Source organism: Xanthomonas campestris pv. badrii, assembly GCF_012848175.1.
GTDB classification, from domain to species: domain Bacteria; phylum Pseudomonadota; class Gammaproteobacteria; order Xanthomonadales; family Xanthomonadaceae; genus Xanthomonas; species Xanthomonas campestris_C.
Genome location: NZ_CP051651.1, coordinates 2,915,829 through 2,941,252, shown reverse-complemented (window position 1 = coordinate 2,941,252; position 25,424 = coordinate 2,915,829). Strand labels below are relative to the sequence as shown.

Below are 25,424 nucleotides of genomic sequence, written 5' to 3'. Positions count from 1 at the left end.
CGCTGCCCGCGCTTGCCAGGATGTGCGTGGCAACGAGGCGGACGCCGCGGTCATCGCATGCGGCGGCATGGCGAGGGGACAAGCGCACGCGATGCGCCCACAATGGGCCTCCATCCTGCTGCCACGCACCGCCATGCCCGACCTGTACGCAGAAGCCCTTGCCACCTTCACTGCGCTGTACGCCGAGGCGCACGACAGCGCCGAGCTGGAAGCCAGCGCCATGACCGTGGCCACCGCCAATGTGGACGGGCGCCCGAGCGCGCGGACCGTGCTGCTCAAGGCGTTCGATGCGCGCGGTTTCGTGTTCTATACGCATCTGGACAGCGCAAAGGGCCGCGACCTGCAGACCCATCCGCAGGCAGCGCTGCTGTTCCTGTGGCGCAGCCTGCGCGAAGCCGGCATCCAGGTGCGCATCGAGGGCGGCGTGCAACTGGTGAGCGCGGACGAATCCGATGCGTATTTCGCCTCGCGCCCGCGCATGAGCCAGATCGGCGCCTGGGCGTCGTTGCAGTCGCAGACGCTGGGCTCGCGCGCCGAATTCGATGCGGCGATCGCCAAGGTGGAAGCCACCTTCGAAGGCCGTGACGTGCCGCGTCCGGACGGCTGGGGCGGCTTCCGGGTGGTGCCGCAGGCGTTCGAGTTCTGGTATGGCGCCAAGTTCCGCCTGCACGAGCGCTGGCGTTACGAGGCCGATGCGGCCAGCCACTGGACCAAGCGGATGCTGTATCCATGAGCGCGCAGGCCGGGTGGCGGGTGCGCGCGGCGGTCGCTGCCGAGCCAACTGAACGGGTGGTCTACTGCCGCCTGCCGCTTGCCTGACCCGCTGACTTCGGGACTTTCTGCCGGTCGCAGACAGTCTGTAGTATGTCCGCCCATTGCTTGACCACCGTTTCCAAAGGACAGGACATCGTATGACGCAGTACACCACCGTCGAATTGCACGGCCTGCTGGCCGAGCGCTACCGCGGCCAGCCGATCGAGGTCGAACTGATCGACGGGCTGGAACCGGCCATCAACCTCACCCTGGCCGACCACGGCGATATGCAGATCCAGGTCGCCGCGTCCGGCTCGCAGATCTTCGTGTCCACGCTGTTGGCGCATGCCGAGCAGGTCAACGACCGCGCCGCATTCAACGATGCCTGCCTGCGGCTCAATCCGCTCAATCCGCTCTCCAACCTGGGGTTGGTCCAGGTCGACGGCAAGGACAGCTACGTGGTGTTCGGCGAGCTGTCGGCATCGTCCACGCTCGACCAGATCGACGAGGAAATCCAGACCCTGGCGGCCAATACGCTGGATGCCGCCGAATCTCTCAAGCCGTTCTTTTCATAAGGCGTTGTCATGAGTATTTTCTCCAAGCTGATCACGCTGCTGCGTGGGACTGCACACGAAACCGGCCAGAAGGCCGTCGATGCCAACGCATTGCGCATCCTCGACCAGGAAATGCGCGATGCCGGCGCCCAGCTCACGCGCTCGCGCGAAGAACTGACCAAGCTGATGGCGCAGAGCAAGCTGGCCCAGCAGAAGATCGACGCCCGCGCCGGCAAGATGGCCGAGTACACGCGCTACATCGAAGGGGCCCTGGCCAAGAACGACGAGGCGCTGGCGCACGACGTGGCGGTGAAGCTGGCCGCGCTGGAAAGCGAAGACGCCGGCGACAAGGCGTCCAAGACCGCGCTGGACCAGTCGGTGGCCACGCTCAAGGCCACCATCCAGAAGACCGAAAACCAGCTGCGCGGCATGCGCCAGCAGATCGATACGGTCAAGGCCACCGATGCGGTGCAGAAGGCGCAGGCCGCCATCGCTGCGCGGCATTCCGGTGCCAGCAGCAAGATGGGCTCGGCACTGGAATCGCTGGAGCGCATCAAGGCGCGCCAGGCCGAAACCTCCGCACGGATCGAATCGGCCGAAGAACTCGAAGCCTCCAGCGGCGACGGCGATCTGAACCGTCGTCTGGCTGCCGCCGGCCTGATGGAAGGCGAATCCAACGCCGCCGCGGTGCTGGCACGCTTCAAGAAGCCGGCTGCGCAGCTGGGTCATGAAGGCGGCAGCGGCGCCGCGCCGTTGATCGGCCAGGTGCGCGACGTGCAGCAGGTCCCGCGTAGCGACAGCTGACGCGCAACGCCACGGCACAGGACGCGCCATGATCATCGTTGGAAAGCTTTTTCTGGTCTTGCGGCGCCACGTGCGCCGCGTCAGCTGGGGCGTGGTGGCGCTGGCCTTGCTGGCGCACATGGGCCTGAGCTGGGTGTTGCTGCTGCTGGCCGGCGAGCACGAGCTCGTCGGCCTGGATGCGTTTCCGTATTACTACATGACCACCGCCACCACGATCGGCTATGGCGACCTGTCGCCGGGGTCGGTGGCCGGGCGCTATATCGCCGCGTTCGTGCTGATGCCGGGCGCGGTGGCGCTGTTCGCCACGGTGCTGGCCAAGACCAGCGCGGTGCTCATCACTTTCTGGAGGCGTCACTACATGGGCAAGATGGCCTACGACGCGTTGCGCGGGCACACCATCCTGATCGGCTGGCAGGGCGCGGCGTCCACCCGTCTGCTGGAGTTGTTGCTATCGGATACCGCCACCGACGATGAAGGCGTGGTGCTGGTGGCCGAAGGCATCGCCGAAAATCCGATGCCCGACCATATGCGCTTCGTGGCGGCCGAGTCGTACACGCACACCGAGGTGTACCAGCGTGCCGGCATCGCCGGCGCGGCGCGGGTGATCGTCAATCCGCCCTCCGAAGACCAGACCCTGGCAGCGGTGTTCGCGTTGATGGCGCACGCGCCGGCTGCGCACGTGGTGGCACATTTCGATTCGGCCAGTGCCGCGCGGCTGGTCAACCATCATTATCCGGCCATCGAATGCACGCGACCGATGACCGCCGAGATCCTGGCCCGCGCCGCGCAGGACCCGGGCAGCGCGGCGATCACCGCCGAACTGCTGTCGGTGGAGGATGGCCCCACCCAGTTCAGCCTGGCCGTGCCGGCCGATGCGCAGGCGTTGGAGTACAGCGTGCTGGCCGCCGATTTCAGCCAGCATGGCGCGCTGTTGCTGGGCCTGCGCACGCCCGAGGGCGGCTTGCGCCTGAATCCGCCGGCCGGTACCCCGGTGCCCGTCGGTGCCATGCTGTATTACCTGGCCGAGCAGCGCGTGCCTGCGCATGCCATCGCATGGCAGGTGCTGCGCACCGCCGCGGTTTCCGTTTCCGCATCGCCACGAGGTGTCTGACGATGAGTTTTTTCAGCAAGTTGTTCGGCCAACCGCAACCGCCGCCGTTGCCCGGTTCCGGCACCGGGGCCATCGGGCATGCGCTGCCGCTGGGGTTGCGCGTGGGCGGGCAGGTCGCCATCGATACCACGTTGTATCGCATGGCACCGGACGCGATGACTGCCGAGTTGCCGGGTGGCAACCAGGGCATCCCGTGCTACGGCCACGTCAATCTGGGCGATGGCTACGCACTGCACCGGTTCTACCTGGATGACGATGCGTTTCTGCAGGTCACCACCGTGGGCGGCGATCTGGAAGCGATGAAGGCATTCGTGTATTGCGAGACGGTGAACCCGCCGAGCAAACAGGCCTTCCAGGACTTTGTGATGCAGCATCCGCACCTGGGTGCGGCGCAGATCGACTATGCCGGCAAGCGCTGGCAGCGCGCCACCCAGTCCACCGACGACAGTGCGCGCATCCCGCCCATCGCCTACGACGAAGTGCTGTATCGCTACCAGCCGCCGCGCCGCGATGGCGATCTCACCCATTACGCCATGCTCTACAGCCGCGACGTGCCGGAGCTGCAGCGCGAGGAATTCCTGCTGGTCACCGGCGAGGATTCCGGCCCCAATGAATTCTGCGTCACCTATGCAGTCGGGATCGACGTCACCGTTGCCGATCTGGACATCACCTGAGCACGCGCTCGCCCCTTCCTCAACCGGTCCTGTCATGAACCCGATCAACCTGCAGAGCTTTCTGGCGTTTCTTTCCTACTTCGGCACCGGCCTGGGCGTGCTGATCGTCTCGGTGGTGCTGGTGACCCTGGTCACCCCGCACAAGGATTTCACCCTGCTGCGGCAAGGCAACGTGGCCGCCGCCGCGGCGCTGGCCGGCAACCTGATCGGCGTGGCGTTGCCGCTGCATTCGGCCATCACCCATTCGGTGAGTCTGGTCGATGCGCTGATCTGGGGCGTGGTGGCCTGCGGTATCCAGGTGCTGGCGTATCTGCTGGCCAACCTGGTGGCCGGACGCATCTCGCGCCAGATCACCGACAACGTCGCTGCCGCCGGTATTTTTTCTGCCGGTGTGTCGATCGCTGTGGGCCTGATCAACGCCGCGGCGATCACGCCGTAACGGAGCCTACGCCATGAAGCGATCACGCAACCTCAAGCTCACCCTGATGGCCGCCTTGCCGGCCGCCTTCGTTACCGGCTGTGGCTCGGAGCCGGAAACCGGGGTGGTGCTGCAATCGGCATCGGACTGTTACCAGATCAAGCAGGAACAGGGCAGCATCGAGCAATGCCTGAAGGCCTACGACGAGGCCGCGGCCAAGCACCAGCAGACTGCGCCGCGTTTCAATACGCGTTACGAATGCGACGAGCAATTCGGCAGCTGCACCGCGATACAGAACCAGGGCCAGCAAAGCTGGATTCCGCCGATGGGCGGGTTCCTGCTGGGGTATGCGCTGGGCAATATGAGCGGCGGCGGTGGTTATCGCTACGGCGGCGCGATTCCGCTGTATCGCGATTACCGCAGCGGCGGTTTCTACAAGCCCAATGGCGATCTGGCCAGCAATCGCATCGGCACCGTGCGCGGCCGCAGCGGCGCCATCGACATGCCGACGCGGGCGATCACCGTGTCGCGCTCGGGCTTCGGCTCCAGCGCGGCGGCACGCAGTTCGTTCGGCAGTGGCGGGCGCAGCTCGGGGTTCGGCGGCTGATGCAACGCATCGCCATCGCCGAGCGCCCGGATTGGCGCAGCCAGGCCGAGTCGCTCGGCTTCCATTTCCATACCATCGACGGCGAGCCGTATTGGGACGAGCGCGCGTACTACGCGTTTTCGTTGCGGCAGATCGAAGACGACATCGAAGCGCCCACCCAGGACCTGCACGACATGGCGATGCAGCTGGTGGACGAGGTGGTCGGTTCGGAACAGCTGATGACGCAATTGGCCATCCCGCCGTTCTACTGGGACTGGATCGCCAACTCGTGGAAGGACCGCGACCCGCATCTGTACGGCCGCATGGACCTGGCATATGCCGGCAACGGCCCGGCCAAGCTGTACGAGCTCAACTACGACACGCCGACCTCGCTGTACGAGTCGGCGTATTTCCAGTGGTTGTGGCTGGAACAGCAGATCGCCAGCGGTGCGCTGCCCAAGGGCACCGATCAGTACAACCTGATCCAGGACCTGCTGTGCGAAACGCTGGGCGCGCTGGCGATGGAGGGCGCGGTCGGTGCGCAGATGCATTTTTCGGCAGTGCGCGACTCGCTGGAAGACCGCGCCACCGTGCGCTATCTGCGCGATTGCGCGCATCAGGTGGGCATCGCCACCGAAGAAGTCGCCATCGAGGACATCGGCCTGAGCGCCGAGGGCTGGTTCACCGACGACCAGGACCGCGTGATCCACACCTTGTTCAAGCTCTACCCGCTGGAATTCATGATGGAAGAGCGCTTCGGCCCGGCGTTGATCGCCAACCGCGTGCGGCTGATCGAACCGGCATGGAAATCGGTGTTGAGCAACAAGGGCATCCTGCCGTTGCTGTGGGAGCGGCACCAGGGCCATCCCAACCTGCTGCCCGCACGTTTCGCGCAGGCAAACGAGGCGGCAAGCGCCGGTTGGGTGCGCAAGCCGCTGCTGTCGCGCGAGGGCGCCAATATCTCCCTGGTGACCGCACAGGGCGAGGCCGCGCAGACCGACGGGCCGTATGTAGACGGGCCGGCGATCCTGCAGGCGCACCATCCATTGCCGGTGTTCGATGGCCGCCACGCGCTGGTGGGCAGCTGGGTGGTGGCCGACCGCCCGGCCGGGCTGGGCATGCGCGACGACGATGGCCCGATCACCCGCGACACCTCGCGCTTCGTGCCGCACGTGATCCTGGATTGAGGATGCGGCCTTGCACAGGCCACAGCCGCAGGCAAGCCCCTGCGGATGTGCGATGCAGTGCAGGTTTTCCACACCCCCTGTGGATGGAAGTTGCACAAGGCTGTGGACAAGTGCCGGCAGGCCCCGGCCTGCAAGGCTGTCAAGATGGGTGGCGAAAAAATGACCAACCGGTTGCGGGGATGTATCCGCCGTGCCGATCGAAGCAATACCGGCAAGATCGGCAAAGTCTTCGCTGGTGTCACGCTTATTGATGTGTCGCATGCGGAGATGGCATGAGAGCGCGTCAGGTCCTGCGTTGGGGCAGCGATGCAGGCGATGCAAACGATGCCCATTGAAAGGTGACGACAGTGCGGCAGTGCCATGCCCATGCCGTACGGCTCAGACCCGCCGCGCCACCAGCAGGCTGAGCACCGCCAGCAACCAGGCCAGCACGAACACACTCAGATAGGCGGCCGCGGTGGCCGATGCCAGCAGCGCGGCGAACAATGCGCCCGCCAGCGCCAGCATGCCGGCCACCGCAATGGCTTCGCTCAATTGCATCGCCGAGCTATTGGCCCCTTGCCGATCGGGCGGCGATAGCGACAGGGTCAGCACCGACAGGCTGGGATACAGCAGCCCCATGCCCAGCCCGGTCAGGGCCCAGCCGGCAATCGCCAGCGGCACCGGAAACACCGGCCACACCGCGCCTGCGCCGATCGCGATCCCCACCATCATCAACACTGCTCCAGCCTGGAGCAGACGCGGTCGCGACCAACCGGCACGGCTATGGCCCTGGTACCATGAGCCACTGAACCAGCCCAGCGCACCCACGCTCAGCGCGACACCGGCCAGCAATGGCGACAGCCCGCGCTCGCGCGACAACAGCAGCGGCAGGAACGCTTCGAAGCCGAAGAATGCCGCCGCTGCGATACCGCGCAACGCGATCACGCTGGGCAGGCCGCGCGCCAGCCGCAAGCTGCCGGCCGGCAGCAGATGCCAGGCGCAATACACCGTGAGCAGCAGCGCCGGCAGCATCGCCACCGGCGCAAGCAGGCCGTGCAGTTGCCCGCCCAGATACACGCCGAGCACGCCGATGGCCGCGCCAATCGCCCAGCCCAGGACCGCATTCGATTCGGTGGTGGTGGTGTTCGACCAGGTGCGCCCGCGCAAGGCCGGCCACAGCATCAGCCCCGCCGGAATCGCCAGCAACGGCACTGACAGGAACACCCAGCGCCAGCCGGCGTGCTGCACGATCAGCCCGCTGATGCTCGGCCCGATCAGGGACGGCACCACCCAGCCTGCAGAAAACGCCGAGAACACGCGCGGCCGCAGGTGTTCCGGATACAGCCGCCCGACCAGGACATACAGCGCCACCGAATAGGCACCGGCGCCCAACCCCTGCAACAGCCGGCCGGCGATCAACAGCGGCATGCTCGGCGCCAGGCCGGCGATCAACAGGCCGATCACGAAGCACAGCAACCCGGCGCCCAGCGCGCCGCCGGGGCCGCTACGGTCGCTCCAGCGCCCGGCCGCGGTCATGCCGACCACGCTGGTGGCCAACGTGCCACCGAACGCCAGCGCGTACAGCGGCAGGCCGCTCAATTCGCGCGCCACGGTCGGCATGGCCGCGGCGACCGCCAACGATTCGAAGGCATTGAGCGAGACCAGCGCCACCATGCCCAGGGTTGCCGCGCGATACGGCGCTGCCAGGATCGACGTGGGGTACGTGTCGTGCAGCGGTGCGGCAGGCAAGGCGGTATCGGTGGGCATCGAACATCCAGGGCGGGTGGGTATGGTCAGGACCGTGCTGCTTGCATCGGTCATGGCCGCGCAGCATCCTGCCTCAACCAAGGTTGAGGTCAAGGCAATGCAGCGTGAGTTGTCCGTGGGTGAGGTAGCCAAGCGCAGTGGCGTGGCGGTGTCGGCACTGCATTTCTACGAGCGCAAAGGCCTGATCCGCAGCCTGCGCACCGCGGGCAATCAACGGCGTTACGCGCGCGATGTGCTGCGGCGGATTGCGGTGATCCGCGTGGCGCAGCGGCTGGGCGTGCCATTGCAGCAAGTGCTGGACGCCTTTTCGGTGTTGCCGGATCAGCGCACGCCCACCCGCGCGGAATGGGCGCGCATGTCCGCACGCTGGCGCGGGCAACTGGATGCACGCATCGGCGAGCTGCAGGCCTTGCGCGACCAGCTCACCGATTGCATCGGCTGCGGCTGTCTGTCGCTGCGGCGTTGCCGGTTGAGCAATCCGGACGATCGATTGGCCGACGACGGTGACGGTGCCCTGCGATTGGGCGCGCTTGCTCAGGACTGATGGCAGCACCTTGGCTGCGTGCGTTGGGGATTGCACGCGTTGGTCGCCGCAACCTGCAAGCCGTGCGGACGCGTCGATGGCGGCCCGTTTGACCACCGATGGCATGGATGTCGCTGCAATTGGCCGTAGCATGGCGCTTCCTCCCGTTGCAGGACCCGCCATGTTCCCCACCATGCGCCGAGCACTCACCGTTGCCGTCTCGCTTGCCTGTGCCAGTGCCTGCGCCTGCGCGGTGGCCGCCACCGCTCCCGCGGCGCCATCAGCCGGGTTCGACCCGCTGGCGTTGTTTGCGCCGCTGCAACTGCCCAACGCCCCCAACGCCTACCGTAGCGGCAGCGGCGTGCCTGGCCCGCTATTCTGGCAGAACCGTGCCGATTACCAGCTGCAGGCCAGCATCGACCCGGCCAGCCACACGCTCAGCGGCGAGGCGGCGATCCACTACACCAACCACAGCCCCGACACCTTGAACGTGGTGTGGCTGCAGCTGGATCAGAACATCTACCGCGCCGACTCACGTGCCGCTGCCAGCCGCCCGTCGCGGCGCACCCAGTTCACCGACGGCATGCAGATCGCCAGCGTGGAGGTCGACAGCGGCGGGAAGCGTCAGCCTGCACATTTCCTCATCGACGACACCCGCATGCGGGTGGACCTGCCGCAGCCGCTGGCCGGGCAGGGCAAGGCGCTGACCCTGCATATCCGCTACCGCTACCGCATGCCGGGCACCTGGGGCGGGCGCACCGCCTACAGCGCCAGCAAGCAGGGCGAGATCTACGAAGTGGCGCAGTGGTATCCGCGCATGGCCGTCTACGACGATCTGCGCGGCTGGGACACCCAGCCGTATCTGGGCTCGGAGTTTTATCTGGAATACGGCGACTTCGATTATGCGGTGACCGTGCCGGAGGGGTTCCTGGTCGCCGGGTCCGGTGCGTTGACCAACCCGGCCGAGGTCCTCAGCCGCGCCGAGCAGCAACGCCTGCAACAGGCGCGCGGCAGCGACCGCACGGTGCTGATCCGCACGCCGGCAGAGGTGGCCGCACGTGCGGGGGCACCGGCGGGCACCGGCACGCGCACCTGGCGCTTCCATATGGAGCACACCCGCGACGTGGCGTTTGCCGCATCGCCTGCGTTCGTGTGGGACGCCGCACGCATCAACCTGCCGGGCGGCGCGCAGTCGCTGGCGATGTCGGTGTATCCGGTGGAAGCGGTGGGTGCGGACAAGTGGAACCGCTCTACCGAATACGTCAAAGGCGCGATCGAACATTTCTCGCAGTGGTATGCGTACCCATGGCCGGCGGCGATCAACCTGGGTGGCTACGGCGCCGGTATGGAATATCCGGGCATCGTGTTCGACGGCTTCGAGGACGGCGGCAAGGACCTGTTCTGGATCACTGCGCACGAGATCGGCCACACCTGGTTTCCGATGATCGTCGGCTCCAACGAACGCCGGCATGCGTTCATGGACGAAGGCTTCAACACCTTCATCGATGTCTATGCATCGGACGCGTTCAACAAGGGCGAGTACGCGCCCAAGCGCGATTCGGAATATGCGCCCAAGGGTGGGAATCCGGTCGATGAGGCCCTGCCGTTGCTGGCCGACCGCAGCGCGCCGACGCTGATGGACATCGCCGATGCCACCAGCGAGACCTACCGTCATCCGCTGACCTATTTCAAGGGCGCGCTGGGCCTGGTGCTGCTGCGCGAGCAGATTTTGGGGCCGGAGCGCTTCGACCCGGCGTTCCGCAAGTACATCGCCACCTGGGCCTACAAGCATCCCACCCCATCGGACTTTTTTCGGCTGATGGAAAGCGAAAGCGGCGAAGACCTGGGCTGGTGGTGGCGCGGTTGGTACTTCAACAACTGGCAGTTGGACATGGGCATCACCCGGGCACAGTACGTCGACCAGGATCCGGCCAAGGGGCTGCGGCTCACCCTGCGCAGCCGCCAGCCACTGGTGATGCCGGTCACCGTGCGCGTGGACCTGGCCGACGGCAGCCATCTGGACCGCCGCGTGCCGGTGGAAACCTGGCTGCAGACCGCCACGCCCACGCTGACCCTGCCGACCACGCAGAAAGTGCTGCACGTGACGCTAGACCCGGAGCATGCATTGCCCGACGCGGATCGCAGCGACGACCGGGTGGATGCGATCGGCTGACAGTGGCCGGCATTCGTCGCCGACCGGGGGTACCCGTTGCCGATCCCGGTCGGCAACGGGTGTAGCCACCACGGCACTGCACGCACATCGCATGGCGCAATCGATTGCGATGTGCGTGCCGTCCGAGCGGCGCAACGGACCCATCTGCGCTGTCGCACATCTGCGTAGGTCCATGCCGATGGCATCATTCCGGCGAGTGCTACGCAGCGCCTCATACCGAAGGCGGGCGCAATCGCCATGTGCCGTTTCACCGTTTGCGCAGTCGCTTCGTCCCGCTGCATCACTGCGGTTTCATTGTGCAAATTTCACCGCAGCGATTGGCGGTTTCGGCGTAATTGGATGATAACGCTTACAGCCGCGCCGCCATTACATTGCGTATGCGGACTCGAGCGATCGCCGTATCGGCTGTAACAGTGCCCGTCCATCACTATGCTGCAACGCACGGTGACAAGCCCTTCGATGCCTCACTAGGCTGCGCAGCGTGTTAGCGCTATCACTGGCCGACACGCCGTGCAGGCGGCGCCGTGCGCAGGCGTTGGCGACACCGTGGTGTCGATGACGTCTGCGGCAGGCATGCGCCGCACAACGCAGGTGGGCGATCGAAGGGGCGATCGCCGGCGTGCGCGCCAGGGGATCTTATTCAAAGAGCAGTAGTGTTCGCCACCGCCGATCGGGCGGTGGTCATGACTCTGCCGTGTCGCATGCCGCGACATCGGCCGTAGGCGGTTGGACTCCATTCCCGAGGACACATCGATGCGTCGTACGTTGAGCAGCTTCAAGTCGAAGGCCATGTTTACCTTCGTCGGTGGCCTGTTGGTCATCAATCCCGCATTTGCACAAGATGTGGCTCCGCCGCCGCCCGCGCCGCAGTCCAGCAGCGATGCCGCCACCACGCTCGACACCGTGACCGTCACCGGTATCCGCAGCAGCCTGGACCAATCGATGGGCATCAAGCGCGATGCCGCCGGCGTGGTGGACGCAATCAGCGCCGAAGATATCGGCAAGTTTCCCGATACCAACCTGGCCGAATCGCTGCAGCGCATCACCGGCATCTCGATCGAACGCCGCGACGGCGAAGGCGCGCAGGTCACCGCGCGTGGCTTCGGCCCGCAGTTCAATACGGTCACCCTCAACGGACGGCTGATTCCCGGCGCCGATGCGTTCGGCGCGCCTGGCCAGACCCCGATCGGCGGCGTGGACGTGGGGACACGCGCCTTCAACTTCGCCCAGCTCGCCTCCGAGGCCATCACCGGCATCGAGGTGTTCAAGACCAGCCGCGCCACCGCGCCCAGCGGCGGTATCGGCGCCACCATCAACATCCAGACCGACAAGCCGTTCAATCACGATGGCGTGGTGGCCAATGCCGGCGCCAAGATGGTGTCCGACCGCTCGCAGCCGTTCGGCGATTCGCTGACCCCGGAAGTGTCGGGCATCTTCAGCTATACCAACCCCGACAAGACCTTCGGTATCGGCCTGAGCGCCAGCTACCAGAAGCGCCATGGCGGCTCGGTGCAGGCCACCGAAAACCGCTGGAACATCCAGCGCTGGACCGGCACCGATCCGGCGTTGCGTCCGGACACGGTGGTGACCAACGCACCGGCGATCGGCCAGCTGTACGGCATGCCCAACGACATCCGCTATGCGTTCGCCGATTTCCAGCGCGAGCGCATGAACGGCCAGGCGGTGATGCAGTTCGCTCCCAGCGACAGCCTCACGCTGACCCTGGATTACACCTACTCGTCCAACGAAATCCGCGAAGAACGCGGCGAGCAGGGCATCTGGCTGCAACGCGCCAACAGCTTCACCGACCTGACCTTCGATACCGGCCAGACGGTCGCCACGCCGGTCTACCTGCGCGATGTGCCCAATGGCGCCAAGGACTTCGGCATGGAGCAGCAGCGCAACGAGCAGAAGTACACGCTCGGCTCGCTCGGCTTCAATGCGGACTGGCAGGTGACCGACCGCTTCCAGCTGACCTTCGATGCGCACAACTCCAAGACCCAGAGCCTGCCCAACGATCCGGTCACCGGCGGCAGCGCCACATATTTCAGCTTTGCCGGCACCAACAATTGCACCAACGGTCCGTCCTGCGGCGGGCAGTGGGCACAGGAGCTGTGGTTCAACAACTCGCTGCCGATCGGCGCACGTACCTGGTACCCCACCGTGGCCGATTCGCTGGCCGGCACCAATGGCGTGGTCAACCCGGATTTCACCACCAACAATCTCGGCTCGCAGGTCCAACGCATCTATTACCAAAAGCAGGTGACCGAAACCAAGGAAGGTCGCCTGGACGGCAAGTTCGATTTCGACGACGGGCGCTTCCAGTTCGGCGTCAGCTCGTCCAACACCACCATGCATCGGCTGACCAGCGACACCTATTCCGCCTTGGGCGACTGGGGCGTGGCCAATGCCGGCAGGGAGCCGGGCATGACGGCCTTGCTGCGGCCGGTGAGCATCGTCGGCATGTTCGACGACTTCAATCCCAACGGCGCTGCCCGCAACGCCTGGCGCGGCGACGCCAGCCAGCTGGCGTTATGGGGGGGCAGCCAATACGGCGCGGCCACGCGCTACAACCCGCTCTACAGCTCCGACAACCAGGTCGAAGAAAAGACCCGCGCCGCCTACGTTCAGCTGGAACTGACCGGCGATATCTCCGGCATGACCACCAATACGCGGCTGGGCCTGCGCTACGAGCGGACCGACGTGGAATCCACCTCGCAGGTGGCCACACCCGTCGCGCTGCAATGGCAGGCCAACAACGATTTCCAGTTGCTGCGTTCCACCGAGCAGCAGCCTTTCAGCGAGAAGACCAGCTACAACTACATCCTGCCGAACCTGGACTTCAGCATCGATATCACCGATCAGTTGAAGGGCCGTGCCTCGTTCGGCCAGACCATTGCACGCGCGCCATACAACAACCTGCTCGCTGGTCCCACGCCCAATACGCCGGCGGGTTCGATCCTGATCAATCCTTCCAACCGCGCCAGTGGCGATTCGCAGACACCGACGCTGGACCCGCTGGAATCGGACAACCTCGATCTGGCACTGGAATGGTATTTCGCCGACGCAAGCTATGTGTCGGCCACGTTCTGGAACAAGCGCGTCAGCAACTTCCTCGGTACCACGGTGTCGCGCGAAACCCTGTACGGGCTGACCGATCCCACCTCGGGCCCGGATGCGCAGGCGGCGCTGGCGTTCCTGCAAAGCGGTGCGTGCGCCGCGCAGGTCGGTGCCGCCGGCAACGACGTGGCGGCGGCCTGTTCGGCCAACGACACCTCGCTGTTCGCCGCCACGGCGCTGTTGCGCAATGCTGCCGCCACCGGTGGCCTGGCCGCCTACAACGGCAGCTCGGCGCAGAGCCTGGCCCTGGAAAACGCCTACGACCTGGTCGGCACGGCGGCCGACCCGCTGTACCAGTTCGATGTCTCGCGGCCGATCAACCAGAACAAGGCCAATATCCACGGCTGGGAGCTGGGCGGGCAGTACTTCTTCGGCAGTACCGGCTTCGGCATCTACGCCAACTACACCATCGTCGAAGGCGACGTGGCGTTCAACAACAACGTCATCGACCGCGACCAGTTCGCGCTGCTCGGCCTGAGCGATACCGCGAACGTCATGCTGATGTTCGAAAAATACGGCTGGAGCGCACGCCTGGCCTGGAATTGGCGCGACGAATACCTGATCGCTGCCAACCAGGACGCCTCCAATCGCAACCCGTACTACGTGGAGGCTTACCAGCAGTTCGACCTGAGCGTCAGCTACGCGCTCAGCAAGCAGCTGTCGGTGGGCTTTGAAGCGATCAATCTGACCGGCGAAGACGTGCGTTGGCACGGGCGTTCGGAGAAGCAGATCATCCGCCTGATCGATCAGCAGCCGCGTTACACCCTGGGCGTGCGCTACGCGTTCTAGGCCAGCGGCAAGGCGATGGCGCGCACCGCCAGCTGGGTGCGGCCGCGCCATGGAATGGCATGTTCCCTGGACATGCTGCGTCCATGGCGCGGGCGTCGCTTGGCTGACGGCTGTGCGTCGCGCGCGAATCATTCGCGCCCCCCGAGTGCGGGTGCTGCTGTGCAGGCACCAATTGCCGGTGGCGGGCGCAACGGTTGTTCCCGCCGTGCTGTGTACTCGCACGTTCGGTCTGCACGCATCGATGTGGTGAACGTTCCCGGCCGGGCGGCGCATGCAGGTACGGGGCGATTCGTGCTGCCGATGCGGCGCGCATGCTGCCCTGCCGCTTGCCGGCCCGGGTTTTTTTGGCAATGCTCGGTGCCTGTCGCGTGCAGCGGGTGGGCCGCACGCCAATCTTTCAGTGCGGGCGTCCGCCGCGGATGTCTGCTGGAGTCGTCGATGACGCGATATGCAGTGCTCAACAACGTGACGCATCACGATGTGCGCGTGGTCCTGCGCTTCGGGGCCGAGTTCGGCGATGCGGTCGGGCTGGTGCCGGCGTTTGTGACCGAGTACGCCGACCTGCAGCGCGAATACCCGCTGTTCTTCCGCAAGGACCCCGCCACCAGTGGCTACCAATCGGTGGCCTTGCTGGGTTTTGCCCAGGATGAAAACCTGTTCCTGCACGACGGCCGCTGGAGCGCCAACTATCTGCCCGGCATCGTCGCCAAGGGGCCATTTCTGATCGGCTTCCAGGAGCAGCGGATCGATGGTGCACTGGTGCAGGAGCCGGTGATCCATATCGACCTGGAGCACCCGCGCGTCAGCCGCAGCGAGGGCGAGGCCGTGTTCCTGCCGCAGGGCGGCCACAGCCCATACCTGGAGCACATCATCGGTGTGCTGCGCGGCATTCGCGAAGGCGTGGACGCCGGGCAGGCCATGGCGGCGGCTTTCGATGCCCTGGGCCTGATCCAGCCGGTACGCCTGGATGTCGCACTGGATGCCACCCATGCCGCCCACCTGGACGGCCTGTTCGCCATCGACCGCGAGCGACTTGCCGCACTCCACGCGCAGCCCCTGCAGCAATTGCACCAGGCGGGGTATCTGGAAGGTGCCTTTCTGATGTTGGCATCGCTGCACAACGTGCGCCGCCTGATGGCCGAAAAGCAGCGCCGCCTGCAACATGCGCGCACTGCGCCTGCCGCTGCCCATGCCTGATCGTATGGATGCACCTGCACGTCATGGCCCTGCCGCCGTTGCGATTGCCGAGCGCACCGATTGCCGGCCCCAGGCGCTGCCACTGGCCGAACTCTGCGAGGCGGCCGAGCCGGTGGTGTTGCGCGGAATCGCACGCGATTGGTCGCTGGTGCAGGCCGGCCTGCGCAGCCCGGATGAGGCGATGCACCAGCTGCGAGCGCACGACACTGGGCGCGCCTTGCAATACTCCTATGGCGGGCCGGCAATCGCCGGCCGTCCGTTCTACACCGAGGACTGCGGCGCGCTGAATTTCGAGGTGCAGCGCGGCAGCCTGGGCAGCTTGCTGGACGCGATCGCCGCCCATCGCGACGACCTGCAGCCGCCGACCTACTATCTGGCCTCGCTGCCCGTCGACGATGGGGTGCCTGGCCTGCGTGCGCACAACGAACTGGACCTGGCGGCCAGCGGCGTCAACGTGCAGCCCAGCATCTGGATCGGCAATCGCGTCACCGCATCCTGCCATTACGACGCGCCCAACAACCTGGCGTGCTGCGCGGTAGGGCAGCGGCGCTTCACGCTGTTTCCCCCGGAGCAGGTGGCCAATCTCTACCCTGGGCCGCTCGATCCCACGCCGGGCGGGCAGGCGGTGAGCATGGTGGATATCGCAACCCCCGACCTGCAGCGCTACCCGCGATTCGCCCAGGCACAGCTGCATGCGCGCACCGCCGTGCTGGAGCCGGGCGATGCGCTGTTCATCCCGAGCATGTGGTGGCACCACGTGCAGTCGCTGCAGCCGTTCAACGTGCTGGTCAATTACTGGTGGAGCACGGCGCCTGCGCAGTTGCCGGCGGCGATGCCCGCGCTGTATCACGCGCTGTGGGCCATCCGCGACCGCCCGGCGGCGGAGAAGGATGCGTGGCGTGCCTTGTTCGATTACTACGTGTTCGGACCGGCCGAGCGTGCCGGCGCGCATCTGCCCGAACCGGCGCGGCAGGCGCTGGGGCCGATCGATCCGGTCCTTGCGCGCCAGCTGCGCGCCATGCTGATCGGCAGGCTCAATCGCTGATGGACGCAGTGCGTCCAATGCGGGTTACCGGATGACGGCGCCGGCCATTGGCAGGGCGCAGCCGGGCCGTGTTGGCATCGCTGTGCGTGCAACCCTTGTGCGGTCCCGAACAGGATCGGCCCACGTGGCGACCGCCATTCCACATCCAGTCCACGGGAGTTCGCAGTGACTCAGGCTCAGATTCGCAAGGTGGTCATCGCCGGCGGTGGCACGGCTGGCTGGATCGCCGCCTGCGCGCTCTCGCACCAGTTTCGCGACTTGCTCGACATCACCCTGGTGGAGTCCGAGCAGATCGGCACGGTGGGTGTCGGCGAATCGACGGTGCCGCCGATCCGCACCTTTCACCGGTTCCTGCAGATCGACGAGCAGGAGTTCCTGCGCGAGGTGGCGGGCACCTTCAAGCTCTCGATCTCCTTCGAACATTGGTTGCGCCAGGGCGATCGCTATATCCACCCGTTCGGCATCACCGGGCAGAGCACCCTGGTGTGCGCGTTCCATCATCTGTGGCTGGAAAGCCAGCGCCGCGGCATGGGCGGCAGCTTTGGCGATTACTGCCTGGAAACCGTGGCCTCGCGCGTGGACCGCTTCGCCTTGCCGCGCGAGCCGGCGGTCAATTACGCCTACCACCTCGATGCCGCACTGTACGCGCGCTTCCTGCGCACGCGCAGCCAGGCCTGTGGCGTCACCCGCATCGAGGGCCGGATCCAGCAGGTGACGGTACACCCGGGCAGCGGCGATGTCGCCAGCCTGGTGCTGGAAGACGGGCAGGCCATTGCCGGCGAGCTGTTCATCGATTGCAGCGGTTTCCGCGGCCTATTGATCGAGCAAACCCTGCACACCGGCTACGAAGACTGGAGCCACTGGCTGCCGTGCGACCGCGCGGTGGCGGTGCAGACCGAGGCGCTGGGTCCGCCGGTGCCGTACACGCGCGCCATCGCGCACGAAGCCGGCTGGCGCTGGCATATTCCGCTGCAGCACCGGGTGGGCAACGGCCTGGTGTTTTCCAGCCGGCACCTGTCCGACGACGAGGCGCATGCCAAGCTGCTGCGCGACGTGGCCGCCCCCGCGGTGAAAGACCCCTGGATGGTGCCATTTCGCACTGGCCGCCGGCTCAAGGCCTGGAACAAGAACGTGGTGTCGCTGGGCCTGGCCAGCGGCTTCATCGAGCCGCTGGAATCCACCAGCATCCACCTCACCATCTCGGCGGTGGTGCGGCTGCTGACGCTGTTCCCGGCGCAGGGCATCGCGCCCTCGCAGGTGCAGCTGTTCAACGATGTCAGCCGCGCCGAGATGGAGCACGTGCGCGATTTCGTCACCTTGCACTACCACGCCACCCAGCGCGACGAACCGCTGTGGCGGCAATGCCGCGAGATGGAGCTGCCGGAGTCGCTGGCGGTGCGCCTGCGCGCCTGGCGCGAGCGTGCGCACGCCTGGCAGGCGGCGGACGAATTGTTCCGGGTCGATTCCTGGACGCATGTGCTGATGGGCCAGGGCTTGATGCCCGAACAGCATCACCCGCTGACGCGCGCGTTTTCCGACCAGGTTCTGCAACGCCTGCTGGACGGCATCGCCCAGCCGATCCAGCACGCGGTGGAGCAGTTCCCCTCGCAGCAGGCCTTCATCGAACGCTATTGCAAGGCAAGGCCGGACGTGTGGGGAGCGCGCACGCCGGTCATGGCCCGCTAACCATCCCGGGTTGGATCACCGCCATCCGTTGCGCTACAACCGCATCAGATCGGCGCCGACCACGATCGGGCCGGCGTAGTGCTTGCGTGCGCCCTCGCTCCACATCGCATCGGTGATCGATGGGTCGCCACCAGGCACGAAGTGGGTGAGTACCAGCAGTTTCGCGCGCGCAGCGGCGGCGATCCTGCCGACTTCCTCGCTGGTGGAATGGCTCTTGAGCAGATGGTCGAGCAAGGTCGGCGCGTTGTCGCTGGTCTTGAGCATCTTTTCCAGCGCGGGCAGGTACATCACCTCATGCACCAGGACATCGGTGTCCCTGGCAAAGTCGGCCAGCGCCGGCAGATAACGCGTGTCGCCGGAGAACACCACGCTGCGGTCGCGCGCCGCGAAGCGGTACGCAAACGCCGGCTTGAGCGTGTAGTGGTCCACCAGGGCAGCGGTGACGTCCACCTGATCGTTCTGCAGCACCGTGCCGGGCTGGTCGAACTCGTGGACATGGATCAACGGCCGCAGCGGCGGGCGTCCTTCCTCGCGCATGCGCGCCTCGATGTCGATGGCATTCATCGCCACGAACGCATCCACCATCGCGCCGATGCCCGGTGGCCCGTACAGATGCACCGGCGTCTGCAGGCCACTGGCCCAGGCCAGCCACACCACGTTGAGCAGGTCGGCGTTGTGGTCGGAGTGATGATGGGTCAGGAAGATATCGCGCAGTGCCGGCAGCGCGATGCCGGCCTTGGCCAGCTGCTGCGCCACACCGTTGCCGCAGTCGACCAGGTAGGGCTGCCCGTCGATCACCAGGGCATTGGCGGCCGCTGCACGCAGCGGCGACGGCGTCGGCCCGCCCTTGGTACCCAGCAAGACCAGGACGCTGCCCTTGGCCGGAAACGGCGCGGGCGCCGCCGCGTTGCCATTGGCACGCACCTGGCTGGCGCCGGCGCCGGACGCTGCCGCGAGCGGGCCGACCGTGGTCACGATCCCGGCAGATACTGTGAGTTGCAGCAGCGCCCGACGGGGGCGAGAGATGAGAGGTTCGGGCATGACGATTCCTTAGGGTGCGCGTCACAGCTCGTGGCCGATGAAGTCGGCCAGCGCTGGCGAGCGATAAAAGCCCATGCGTTGGGCGAAGATGGCATGGAATGGCCCGCGGCGTGCGTCGTCCTTCATCGGCACGGTCTTCTTGTCGAACTCCGCGGTGCTGGCGTCGGCACAACGATTCAGGCGATCGGTTGCCCCAGGTTTGGCATTGTCCATTGCGTCGGTGGTCGGCAGATACGAGCGCTCGCGCAACTGATCGTCTGCATACTTGCCGCTGCGCACGGAGTCGTGATCCAGGCAGCGCGGCGGCGCACAGGCGTTGGCTTCGTCCCGATCAGCCGGCTTGCCTGCCGCCAGCGCCTTGCCGTGCAAGGCCACCGTTGCCCGCGCAAGCGCCCACGACACGCAGCGATACTGATGAAGCGCCATGGCGACCCCCAGACGTGAGGTGCCAAGTCTGCCTGATTCTGCGGGCCTGGCGCAGCGGACCGCGTGGCAGAAGGAATTCGTTGCAGCACAGGTCCTTGCGCATGGTGCGGCACTACCAGGAGCCGCAGGCGTGCGTCAGTCCATCGGTTGCATCGATCGCGGCCGATAAGGCGCGCCCGCTGGCAACGCATTGGGTGTGCCTGGCCGGGACGCAGCCACCGAGCCGGCACGCAGGCGAACGTGGCAGGCGACGTTGCGCCTGCCACGTGCCATCTTGCTTATTGCCCGAAGAACGTGGAGATCGACGAATACACGTCGGAGAAGCGCGAGTAGTAATCCGGATCGGTCTGCGCGGCGCAGTACGAATACCCGCCGTACAGGCCGCCGCGCAGCTGATACGCGCCACCGCTGGCGATGGTGAACAGGCCCGAGCCGGACGAGCCGCCTTCGGTGACGCCGTCGTTCCAGACCACGCGATAGAACGGGCTCTTGCCGTCGATGGAGGTGTTCAGCCCGGTGACCGAGCCCAGCGAATACTTCTTGACGTCGCCGGCAGGGTGGTGGATGCCCACGATCGAGGTGCCGGTGGAGCCGATCGCCGCGCTGTTCCAGGCCGCGTAGAACGCGCCGCTGGGCGGTGCGGTCTTCAGCTCCAGCAGCGCGGTGTCGCGCGTGGTGTTGGCATGGCGCAGGAACGCGCCGCCGCTCAGCGTGGTCGCCTGCGAACTGGCGGTGTTGCCGTTGCAACTGGCTGCGTCGTAGAACCAGTAGGTCTGCAGCGTGTTGGCCACTGTCTGCGTGCTGATGCAGTGCGCGGCGGTCCAGAACAGGTTGCGCTTGGGCGTATTGGTGTTGTTGAGCAGGGTGCCGGTGCACAGGAACGAGCCCTGGCTGGTGGTGAACACCATGCGCGCCACCGCCTTGGCAGCGCTGGTGAAGCCGGCAGTGGGATTGGCACGGCAAACGATATCGTTCTGGCAGGAATCGCTTTCGCCAATGGCAATGGTCATCATGTCGCGCGGGCTGGCGGTGGGGCTGATGTCCAGATGCGACAGCTGCGGGACGCTGAGGCTGAAGTTTTCCGGATACAGCCCGGCCGGCAGCGAGATCTCCACCAGCAGGTTGTCGCCATTGACCGTCGGCGACCAGCCGATGGCATCACCGGTACCGACGAAGCTTGCGCCGGATTGCTCGAACACGCGTCCGTCGTCGCCGGCAAAGCGCAGCGTCACCCGCGACGGATCGCCCGGCGTTGCGCCAGCACCACGCAACACCAGCGCCGCGCGCAGCGAGGCCGCCTGCGCGGAGCCGAGCTTCAAGGTGGCAACGCGCGAACCATCGCCGGCCATCTGCCAATCCAGCTTGGCCAGGTTGACGAGCGGCTGCGTCACGGCACGCGAAAAGCCGATCTGCAGCGGCTGCCCATGCTTGACTTGCGCAATGCGTTTTTCGCGCACGCTGCGCAGTTCCTGGCCGCTGGGTGCGCCCAGCTGCACCACGCGCGTGGGCAGGATGCCGCCACGCAGGCTTGCCGACTGCAAGGTCGCTGCGCCGAGCTTGGCCGCCTGCGGCGCAGTGCTCACCGGTGCAGCATCCATCTCGGTGGGCGGCACAGCCAGCGCGGAGCCGGAAACAGCGGAGAACAGCGCCAGATACAACGCATTCTTGCGAATCATGGGTAGTCCTTCTCGTCAGGGAATGGCAGGCAGTGGCGGGGGCCAGGGCCTGCGGCGCCATCGTTGGCGCCAGGCGAGACTAGCGAATGTCCACAACTGAATATGTGCTGAAAATCTCTTTCAGAGATGATCAATCATGAAAGCGATAGTCGCCTTCACCCAGCTTGCGTTGCCAAGTCTTGCGAACGTCGTGCACCTGCGCTCGCGTCGCAGTGCAGGCAGGGCGCAAGGCTCGGCCATGCTCGCGCAGCGCTGTAGCGGCCTGCGTCAGGGATGCTTGCAGCATTGGATCTGCCAGCGTGTGGTGGCAGGACGACGCCGTAGCGCGCCAGGCTGCGCGCGTCTGATCGCTTGCGCGACGCATGCGAGATCGGCCGCATCTCGATTGCATGGCAGCGCTGGCAGAAGGCGAAAGCTTCAGACGAGAAGCGGGCTACTCCAGCGCATCGCTGGCGCGGAACTCGGTCGAGCGCCCGCTGACTTTCAGGAAGGCCAGCACTGCCAGGCCGACCATCAACCATGCCAGCCCGCCGAGCTGGGCATGCCGGTCCGCATTGATCAGCACATAGGCCAGGATCACGCCGCCGATCAACGGCACCACGCCGTGCAGGACCAGGCGGCCCTGCCGGCGGAAGTGCCAGGCCACTGCAACATGCAACAGCACGAAGGCGGTCAGCGCGCCCACATTGCACAGCGACGACAGCAAGGCGATCTGGCCGACGAAGACTTCGCCCAGCACCATGCTCAGCGCGGCCACCAGCAGGATGGCGCGCTGCGGCACGCCGGTGCGGGGATGGATATAGCGCAAGAACGCCGGCAATTGGCGATCACGCGCCATGGCGAACAACAGCCGCGAGGTCGCTGCCTGCGCCACCAATGAATTGGCGATTGCCGCGCTGATGGCCACTGTCAGCGCAATCACGATCTGCAGCCATGGCCCGGCGATCAGGTGGCCGATCTCGAAAAACGCATCGTTGGAGGCCTGCTCGTTGGGGTAGCGCAGCAGGGTGGGTTGCAGCAGGGCCGCCAGCCAGGTCTGCAACACGAACAACCCGGCGACCAGCAACAAGGCCAGCAAGGTGGCGCGGCCGACCACGCGGTTGCCGCCACGCGCCTCCTCCGACAGCGTGGAGATCGCATCGAAGCCCAGGAACGACACCACCGCCACCGACAACGCGCTGAAGATCAGCTGCGGCGAGAACGCCTGCGGGTTGTAGAACGGGCGCAACGACCAGTGCGCGCCGTTGACGCCACGCTGGATCGCCAGCGTCGCCAGCACCACGAACACCGCCAGCACTACCAGCTGCGCATACAAAAATACCCGGTTGGCCCGCGCGGTGGTTTCGATCCCGCGCAGGTTGACCACGGTGTTGAGCACCACGAAGAAGGCGATCCACCCTGGCTGCGGCACCGACGGCAACACGTTGTGCATCGCGTTGGCGCCGACCACGTAGAGCAGCGTGGGCACCAGCAGATAGTCGAGCAGGATCGCCCAGCCGGCCAGGAAGCCCATGCCGCTGCTCAAGCCGCGCCCCACGTAGGCATACACCGAGCCGGCCACCGGAAACGCCTGCGACATCTGCTGGTAGCTGAGTGCGGTGAACAGCATCGCCACAAAGCCGACCACATAGGTAAGCGGCACCATGCCCGCACTGATGTCGAATACCCCGCCGAAGATCGAAAATGGCGCGGTGGGCACCATGAAGACCAGCCCGTAGATCAGCAGGTCCTTCAGCGTGAGCTGGCGCTTGAGCTCCTGTGTATAGCCAAAACGTTCCAGCGCAGCCGCATCGTCGCGGCGGGGGGTATCGGTCATGCAGGGTGTCCGCTGTCAGGTAAGGCCGGGGTCGATGCGGGCGCGGGCGCCGAGGATGCCGATGCTGCAGTGCAGCTGGGTGACCGGCATTGTGACGATAATGTGGCCGGCAAGCCCATCCACTATGAAAAATGCTAGGTTTTCCATGCTGGATACGTCCAGTGCCTCTGGTGGCCGCGAAGGAATCCCATGTTCGACACTCTGGCCAGCCTGGGCCGCGATTTGCAGGCGCTGCACACGCTCGATGCCTGCCTGGACCGGGTGTTCAGCGACGTGTGTGCGTTGGGATTCCAGTCGGTGGTGTACGACTATGCCCCGGTGCCGCTAAGCATGGAGGGGGCGTTGATCACCCCGACGGTGTTCATGCAGCGCAATGCGCCTGGCGACATGCAGCATGTCTGGTGCGAGCACGGCTATTACCAACATGACCCTGTTCAGCAGCGTGCCACGCGGAGGACCACGCCATTCGTATGGTCCTACCGCACCGATGGCGACTGCGACGGCGTGGAATACGTCGGCGGCCAGCATCGGCAGGTGACGCGCTATCTGTGCGACAGCGGAATGGGCACCGGTGTCACCGTGCCGCTGCATCTGCCGGGTGGCGCGTTTGCAACTTTCAGTGGGGCGGTGGATGCAGTGGCTGCAGAAGCGCCGCGCCTGGCCGAAGCCCAGCTGTCGCCGTTCCTGCTGCTTGCGCACGCCTTCCAGGCGCGCGCGCAGGAGCTGCTGGACCCGCAGGAACGCCGCTGCCACCACATCGCGCTGACCCGGCGCGAGCGCGAATGCCTGCAGTATTCGGCCAAGGGGTTGACCGCCAAGAGCATCGCCGCCGCGCTCAATCGCTCCACGGCCACGGTGAACCTGCACCTGAACTCCGCCGCGCGCAAACTGGGTGCGCGCAATCGCGTCGAGGCGGTGGTGCGCGGTATGCATTATCGGTTGCTGGAGCCATAAGGGTTTATGGGGATCGATCGGATTGCCGGCCACGCATGTGGGCCGCACCCGGCGCAGCAGCCCTGAAGCGACGCAAACCTGTGAGATTTGCCAGTTAACGCCGTGCCGGCGGCCCGCTAGGCTCGGCGCTCATCATTGCCGCAGGCAGCGCAGGTCATGCAGTCCACCGAGGGTTACGTCGAATTTCGCGGCTATCGCACCTGGTACCGCATCACCGGCGACCTGCGCAGCGATGCCTGTCCGCTGGTGGTTGCCCACGGCGGTCCGGGATGCACGCACGACTATGTCGACAGCTTCAAGGATCTGACCGCCAGCGGGCGTGCCGTGATTCATTACGACCAGCTCGGCAATGGCCGCTCCACCCACCTTCCCAATGCCGACCCTGCGTTCTGGACGGTGGGCCTGTTTCTGGATGAACTGCAGCGCCTGATCGAGCATCTGGGGCTGTCGCAGTACGCGTTGCTTGGTCAGTCCTGGGGCGGGATGCTTGCGGCCGAGCACGCGGTGCGTCGGCCCAGCGGGCTGCGTGCGCTGGTGATCGCCAATTCACCGGCCTCCATGGGCCTGTGGCGTGCGGCCGCACTGCGCCTGCGCGGCGGCCTGCCCGAGCAGGTGCAGGCGGCACTGGACGAGCACGAGGCCGCCGGCACGCTGGACCACCCAGCGTATCGGGCGGCAAGCCAGGCGTTCTACGCGCGTCATGTGTGCCGGGTGCTGCCATGGCCCGAGGAAGTGGCGCGCACCTTTGCCGCCATCGAGGCCGATCCCACCGTGTATCACGCCATGAATGGCCCCACCGAATTCCACGTGGTCGGTAGCCTGCGCAACTGGAGCATCATCGAGCGCCTGCATCGCATCACCGCGCCCACGCTGGTGCTGTCGGGCAAGTACGACGAAGCCACGCCGGAAACCGTGGAGCCGTATGCGCGGTTGATTCCGGACGCGCATTGGCACGTGTTCGCCAACTCCAGCCACATGCCGCACGTGGAAGAACGCGCAGCCTGCATGCGCCTGGTCGGCGATTTCCTCGATGACCACACGCCCTGGCCCGGCCGGGAACGTGTGCAGGTACCAGCACTGGTCGCGCGCACAGTCTGAGCAGGGACACCGACGGCAGAAGCGCATCTGCTGCGCATGCACCG

At 66.2% G+C, this 25,424-nt stretch carries 23 protein-coding genes; 17 read left to right on the top strand and 6 right to left on the bottom strand.

Annotated elements, in window-relative coordinates:
• Positions 1 to 133 precede the first annotated feature (133 nt).
• The 9 genes from pdxH to HG421_RS12460 all read left to right on the top strand — a co-directional run bounded on the left by pdxH (position 134) and on the right by HG421_RS12460 (position 6,363).
• The gene (pdxH, locus tag HG421_RS12500; RefSeq protein ID WP_169708182.1) at positions 134 to 733 is read left to right on the top strand and encodes a pyridoxamine 5'-phosphate oxidase; all 600 of its coding nucleotides are present in this window, start codon (positions 134 to 136) and stop codon (positions 731 to 733) included.
• Between the two features lie 178 nt (positions 734 to 911).
• Positions 912 to 1,328 (top strand): YjfI family protein, encoded by a 417-nt coding sequence (locus HG421_RS12495; protein WP_169706650.1) that lies wholly within the window; start codon positions 912 to 914, stop codon positions 1,326 to 1,328.
• A 9-nt stretch (positions 1,329 to 1,337) separates the two neighbouring features.
• Positions 1,338 to 2,111 carry a PspA/IM30 family protein gene (locus tag HG421_RS12490; RefSeq protein ID WP_169706649.1) on the top strand — a complete coding sequence of 258 codons (774 nt, stop codon included), beginning with the start codon at positions 1,338 to 1,340 and terminating at the stop codon, positions 2,109 to 2,111.
• A gap of 28 nt (positions 2,112 to 2,139) precedes the next feature.
• Positions 2,140 to 3,222, top strand: coding sequence for a potassium channel family protein (locus HG421_RS12485; RefSeq protein ID WP_169706648.1), 1,083 nt, complete (start codon positions 2,140 to 2,142; stop codon positions 3,220 to 3,222).
• Complete coding sequence (locus HG421_RS12480) at positions 3,219 to 3,896, top strand: YjfK family protein (protein WP_211161846.1); 678 nt, start codon at positions 3,219 to 3,221, stop codon at positions 3,894 to 3,896. The genes HG421_RS12485 and HG421_RS12480 overlap by 4 nt, the downstream gene beginning before the upstream one ends.
• 34 nt (positions 3,897 to 3,930) lie before the next feature.
• Positions 3,931 to 4,335, top strand: a complete 405-nt coding sequence (locus tag HG421_RS12475; RefSeq protein WP_169706646.1) for a DUF350 domain-containing protein — start codon at positions 3,931 to 3,933, stop codon at positions 4,333 to 4,335.
• 13 nt (positions 4,336 to 4,348) lie between these two features.
• Entirely contained in the window at positions 4,349 to 4,921 is a 573-nt protein-coding gene (locus HG421_RS12470; RefSeq protein ID WP_169706645.1) for a DUF1190 domain-containing protein, read from the top strand.
• Positions 4,921 to 6,087 (top strand): glutathionylspermidine synthase family protein, encoded by a 1,167-nt coding sequence (locus HG421_RS12465; protein ID WP_169706644.1) that lies wholly within the window; start codon positions 4,921 to 4,923, stop codon positions 6,085 to 6,087. Before HG421_RS12470 ends, HG421_RS12465 begins: the two co-directional genes overlap by 1 nt.
• Before the next feature lie 90 nt (positions 6,088 to 6,177).
• Positions 6,178 to 6,363: a hypothetical protein gene (locus tag HG421_RS12460; RefSeq protein ID WP_168968112.1), complete on the top strand. Its 186-nt coding sequence runs from the start codon at positions 6,178 to 6,180 to the stop codon at positions 6,361 to 6,363.
• A 102-nt stretch (positions 6,364 to 6,465) separates the two neighbouring features.
• Here HG421_RS12460 and HG421_RS12455 read toward each other — a convergent pair whose 3' ends face one another.
• A complete protein-coding gene (locus HG421_RS12455; RefSeq protein ID WP_169706643.1) occupies positions 6,466 to 7,836 on the bottom strand; it encodes an MFS transporter in 1,371 nt (456 codons plus the stop codon).
• A 97-nt stretch (positions 7,837 to 7,933) separates the two neighbouring features.
• On the opposite strand from HG421_RS12455, the gene soxR reads away from it, so the two are divergent.
• The 6 genes from soxR (at position 7,934) to HG421_RS12425 (ending at position 18,369) form a co-directional block, all read left to right on the top strand.
• On the top strand, positions 7,934 to 8,380 hold the full coding sequence (soxR, locus tag HG421_RS12450) for a redox-sensitive transcriptional activator SoxR (RefSeq protein ID WP_169706642.1): 447 nt from the start codon (positions 7,934 to 7,936) through the stop codon (positions 8,378 to 8,380).
• Positions 8,381 to 8,540: 160 nt separating this feature from the next.
• On the top strand, positions 8,541 to 10,532 hold the full coding sequence (locus HG421_RS12445; protein ID WP_169706641.1) for a M1 family metallopeptidase: 1,992 nt from the start codon (positions 8,541 to 8,543) through the stop codon (positions 10,530 to 10,532).
• 753 nt (positions 10,533 to 11,285) lie between these two features.
• Positions 11,286 to 14,441 (top strand): TonB-dependent receptor, encoded by a 3,156-nt coding sequence (locus HG421_RS12440; protein ID WP_169706640.1) that lies wholly within the window; start codon positions 11,286 to 11,288, stop codon positions 14,439 to 14,441.
• A gap of 438 nt (positions 14,442 to 14,879) precedes the next feature.
• Positions 14,880 to 15,638, top strand: coding sequence for a SapC family protein (locus HG421_RS12435; protein ID WP_169706639.1), 759 nt, complete (start codon positions 14,880 to 14,882; stop codon positions 15,636 to 15,638).
• A 4-nt stretch (positions 15,639 to 15,642) separates the two neighbouring features.
• A complete protein-coding gene (locus HG421_RS12430) occupies positions 15,643 to 16,683 on the top strand; it encodes a cupin-like domain-containing protein (RefSeq protein WP_169708181.1) in 1,041 nt (346 codons plus the stop codon).
• Positions 16,684 to 16,848: 165 nt separating this feature from the next.
• On the top strand, positions 16,849 to 18,369 hold the full coding sequence (locus HG421_RS12425) for a tryptophan halogenase family protein (protein WP_169706638.1): 1,521 nt from the start codon (positions 16,849 to 16,851) through the stop codon (positions 18,367 to 18,369).
• Between the two features lie 33 nt (positions 18,370 to 18,402).
• Here the strand turns inward: HG421_RS12425 and HG421_RS12420 are convergent, their stop codons facing one another.
• The 5 genes from HG421_RS12420 to HG421_RS21430 form a co-directional block, all read right to left on the bottom strand.
• Positions 18,403 to 19,410 (bottom strand): MBL fold metallo-hydrolase, encoded by a 1,008-nt coding sequence (locus HG421_RS12420; RefSeq protein WP_169706637.1) that lies wholly within the window; start codon positions 19,408 to 19,410, stop codon positions 18,403 to 18,405.
• A 21-nt stretch (positions 19,411 to 19,431) separates the two neighbouring features.
• Positions 19,432 to 19,836, bottom strand: coding sequence for a hypothetical protein (locus HG421_RS12415; RefSeq protein ID WP_228332060.1), 405 nt, complete (start codon positions 19,834 to 19,836; stop codon positions 19,432 to 19,434).
• Between the two features lie 278 nt (positions 19,837 to 20,114).
• Positions 20,115 to 21,512: a trypsin-like serine peptidase gene (locus HG421_RS12410; RefSeq protein ID WP_169706636.1), complete on the bottom strand. Its 1,398-nt coding sequence runs from the start codon at positions 21,510 to 21,512 to the stop codon at positions 20,115 to 20,117.
• A gap of 433 nt (positions 21,513 to 21,945) precedes the next feature.
• Positions 21,946 to 23,328, bottom strand: coding sequence for an APC family permease (locus tag HG421_RS12405; protein WP_169706635.1), 1,383 nt, complete (start codon positions 23,326 to 23,328; stop codon positions 21,946 to 21,948).
• Between the two features lie 15 nt (positions 23,329 to 23,343).
• Entirely contained in the window at positions 23,344 to 23,475 is a 132-nt protein-coding gene (locus tag HG421_RS21430) for a hypothetical protein (protein ID WP_266103523.1), read from the bottom strand.
• A 42-nt stretch (positions 23,476 to 23,517) separates the two neighbouring features.
• Between HG421_RS21430 and HG421_RS12400 the strand changes: the two genes are divergently transcribed.
• Positions 23,518 to 24,282, top strand: a complete 765-nt coding sequence (locus HG421_RS12400; protein ID WP_169706634.1) for a LuxR family transcriptional regulator — start codon at positions 23,518 to 23,520, stop codon at positions 24,280 to 24,282.
• Between the two features lie 156 nt (positions 24,283 to 24,438).
• On the top strand, positions 24,439 to 25,380 hold the full coding sequence (locus HG421_RS12395; protein ID WP_169706633.1) for a proline iminopeptidase-family hydrolase: 942 nt from the start codon (positions 24,439 to 24,441) through the stop codon (positions 25,378 to 25,380).
• The last annotated feature ends 44 nt before the right edge of the window (positions 25,381 to 25,424 follow it).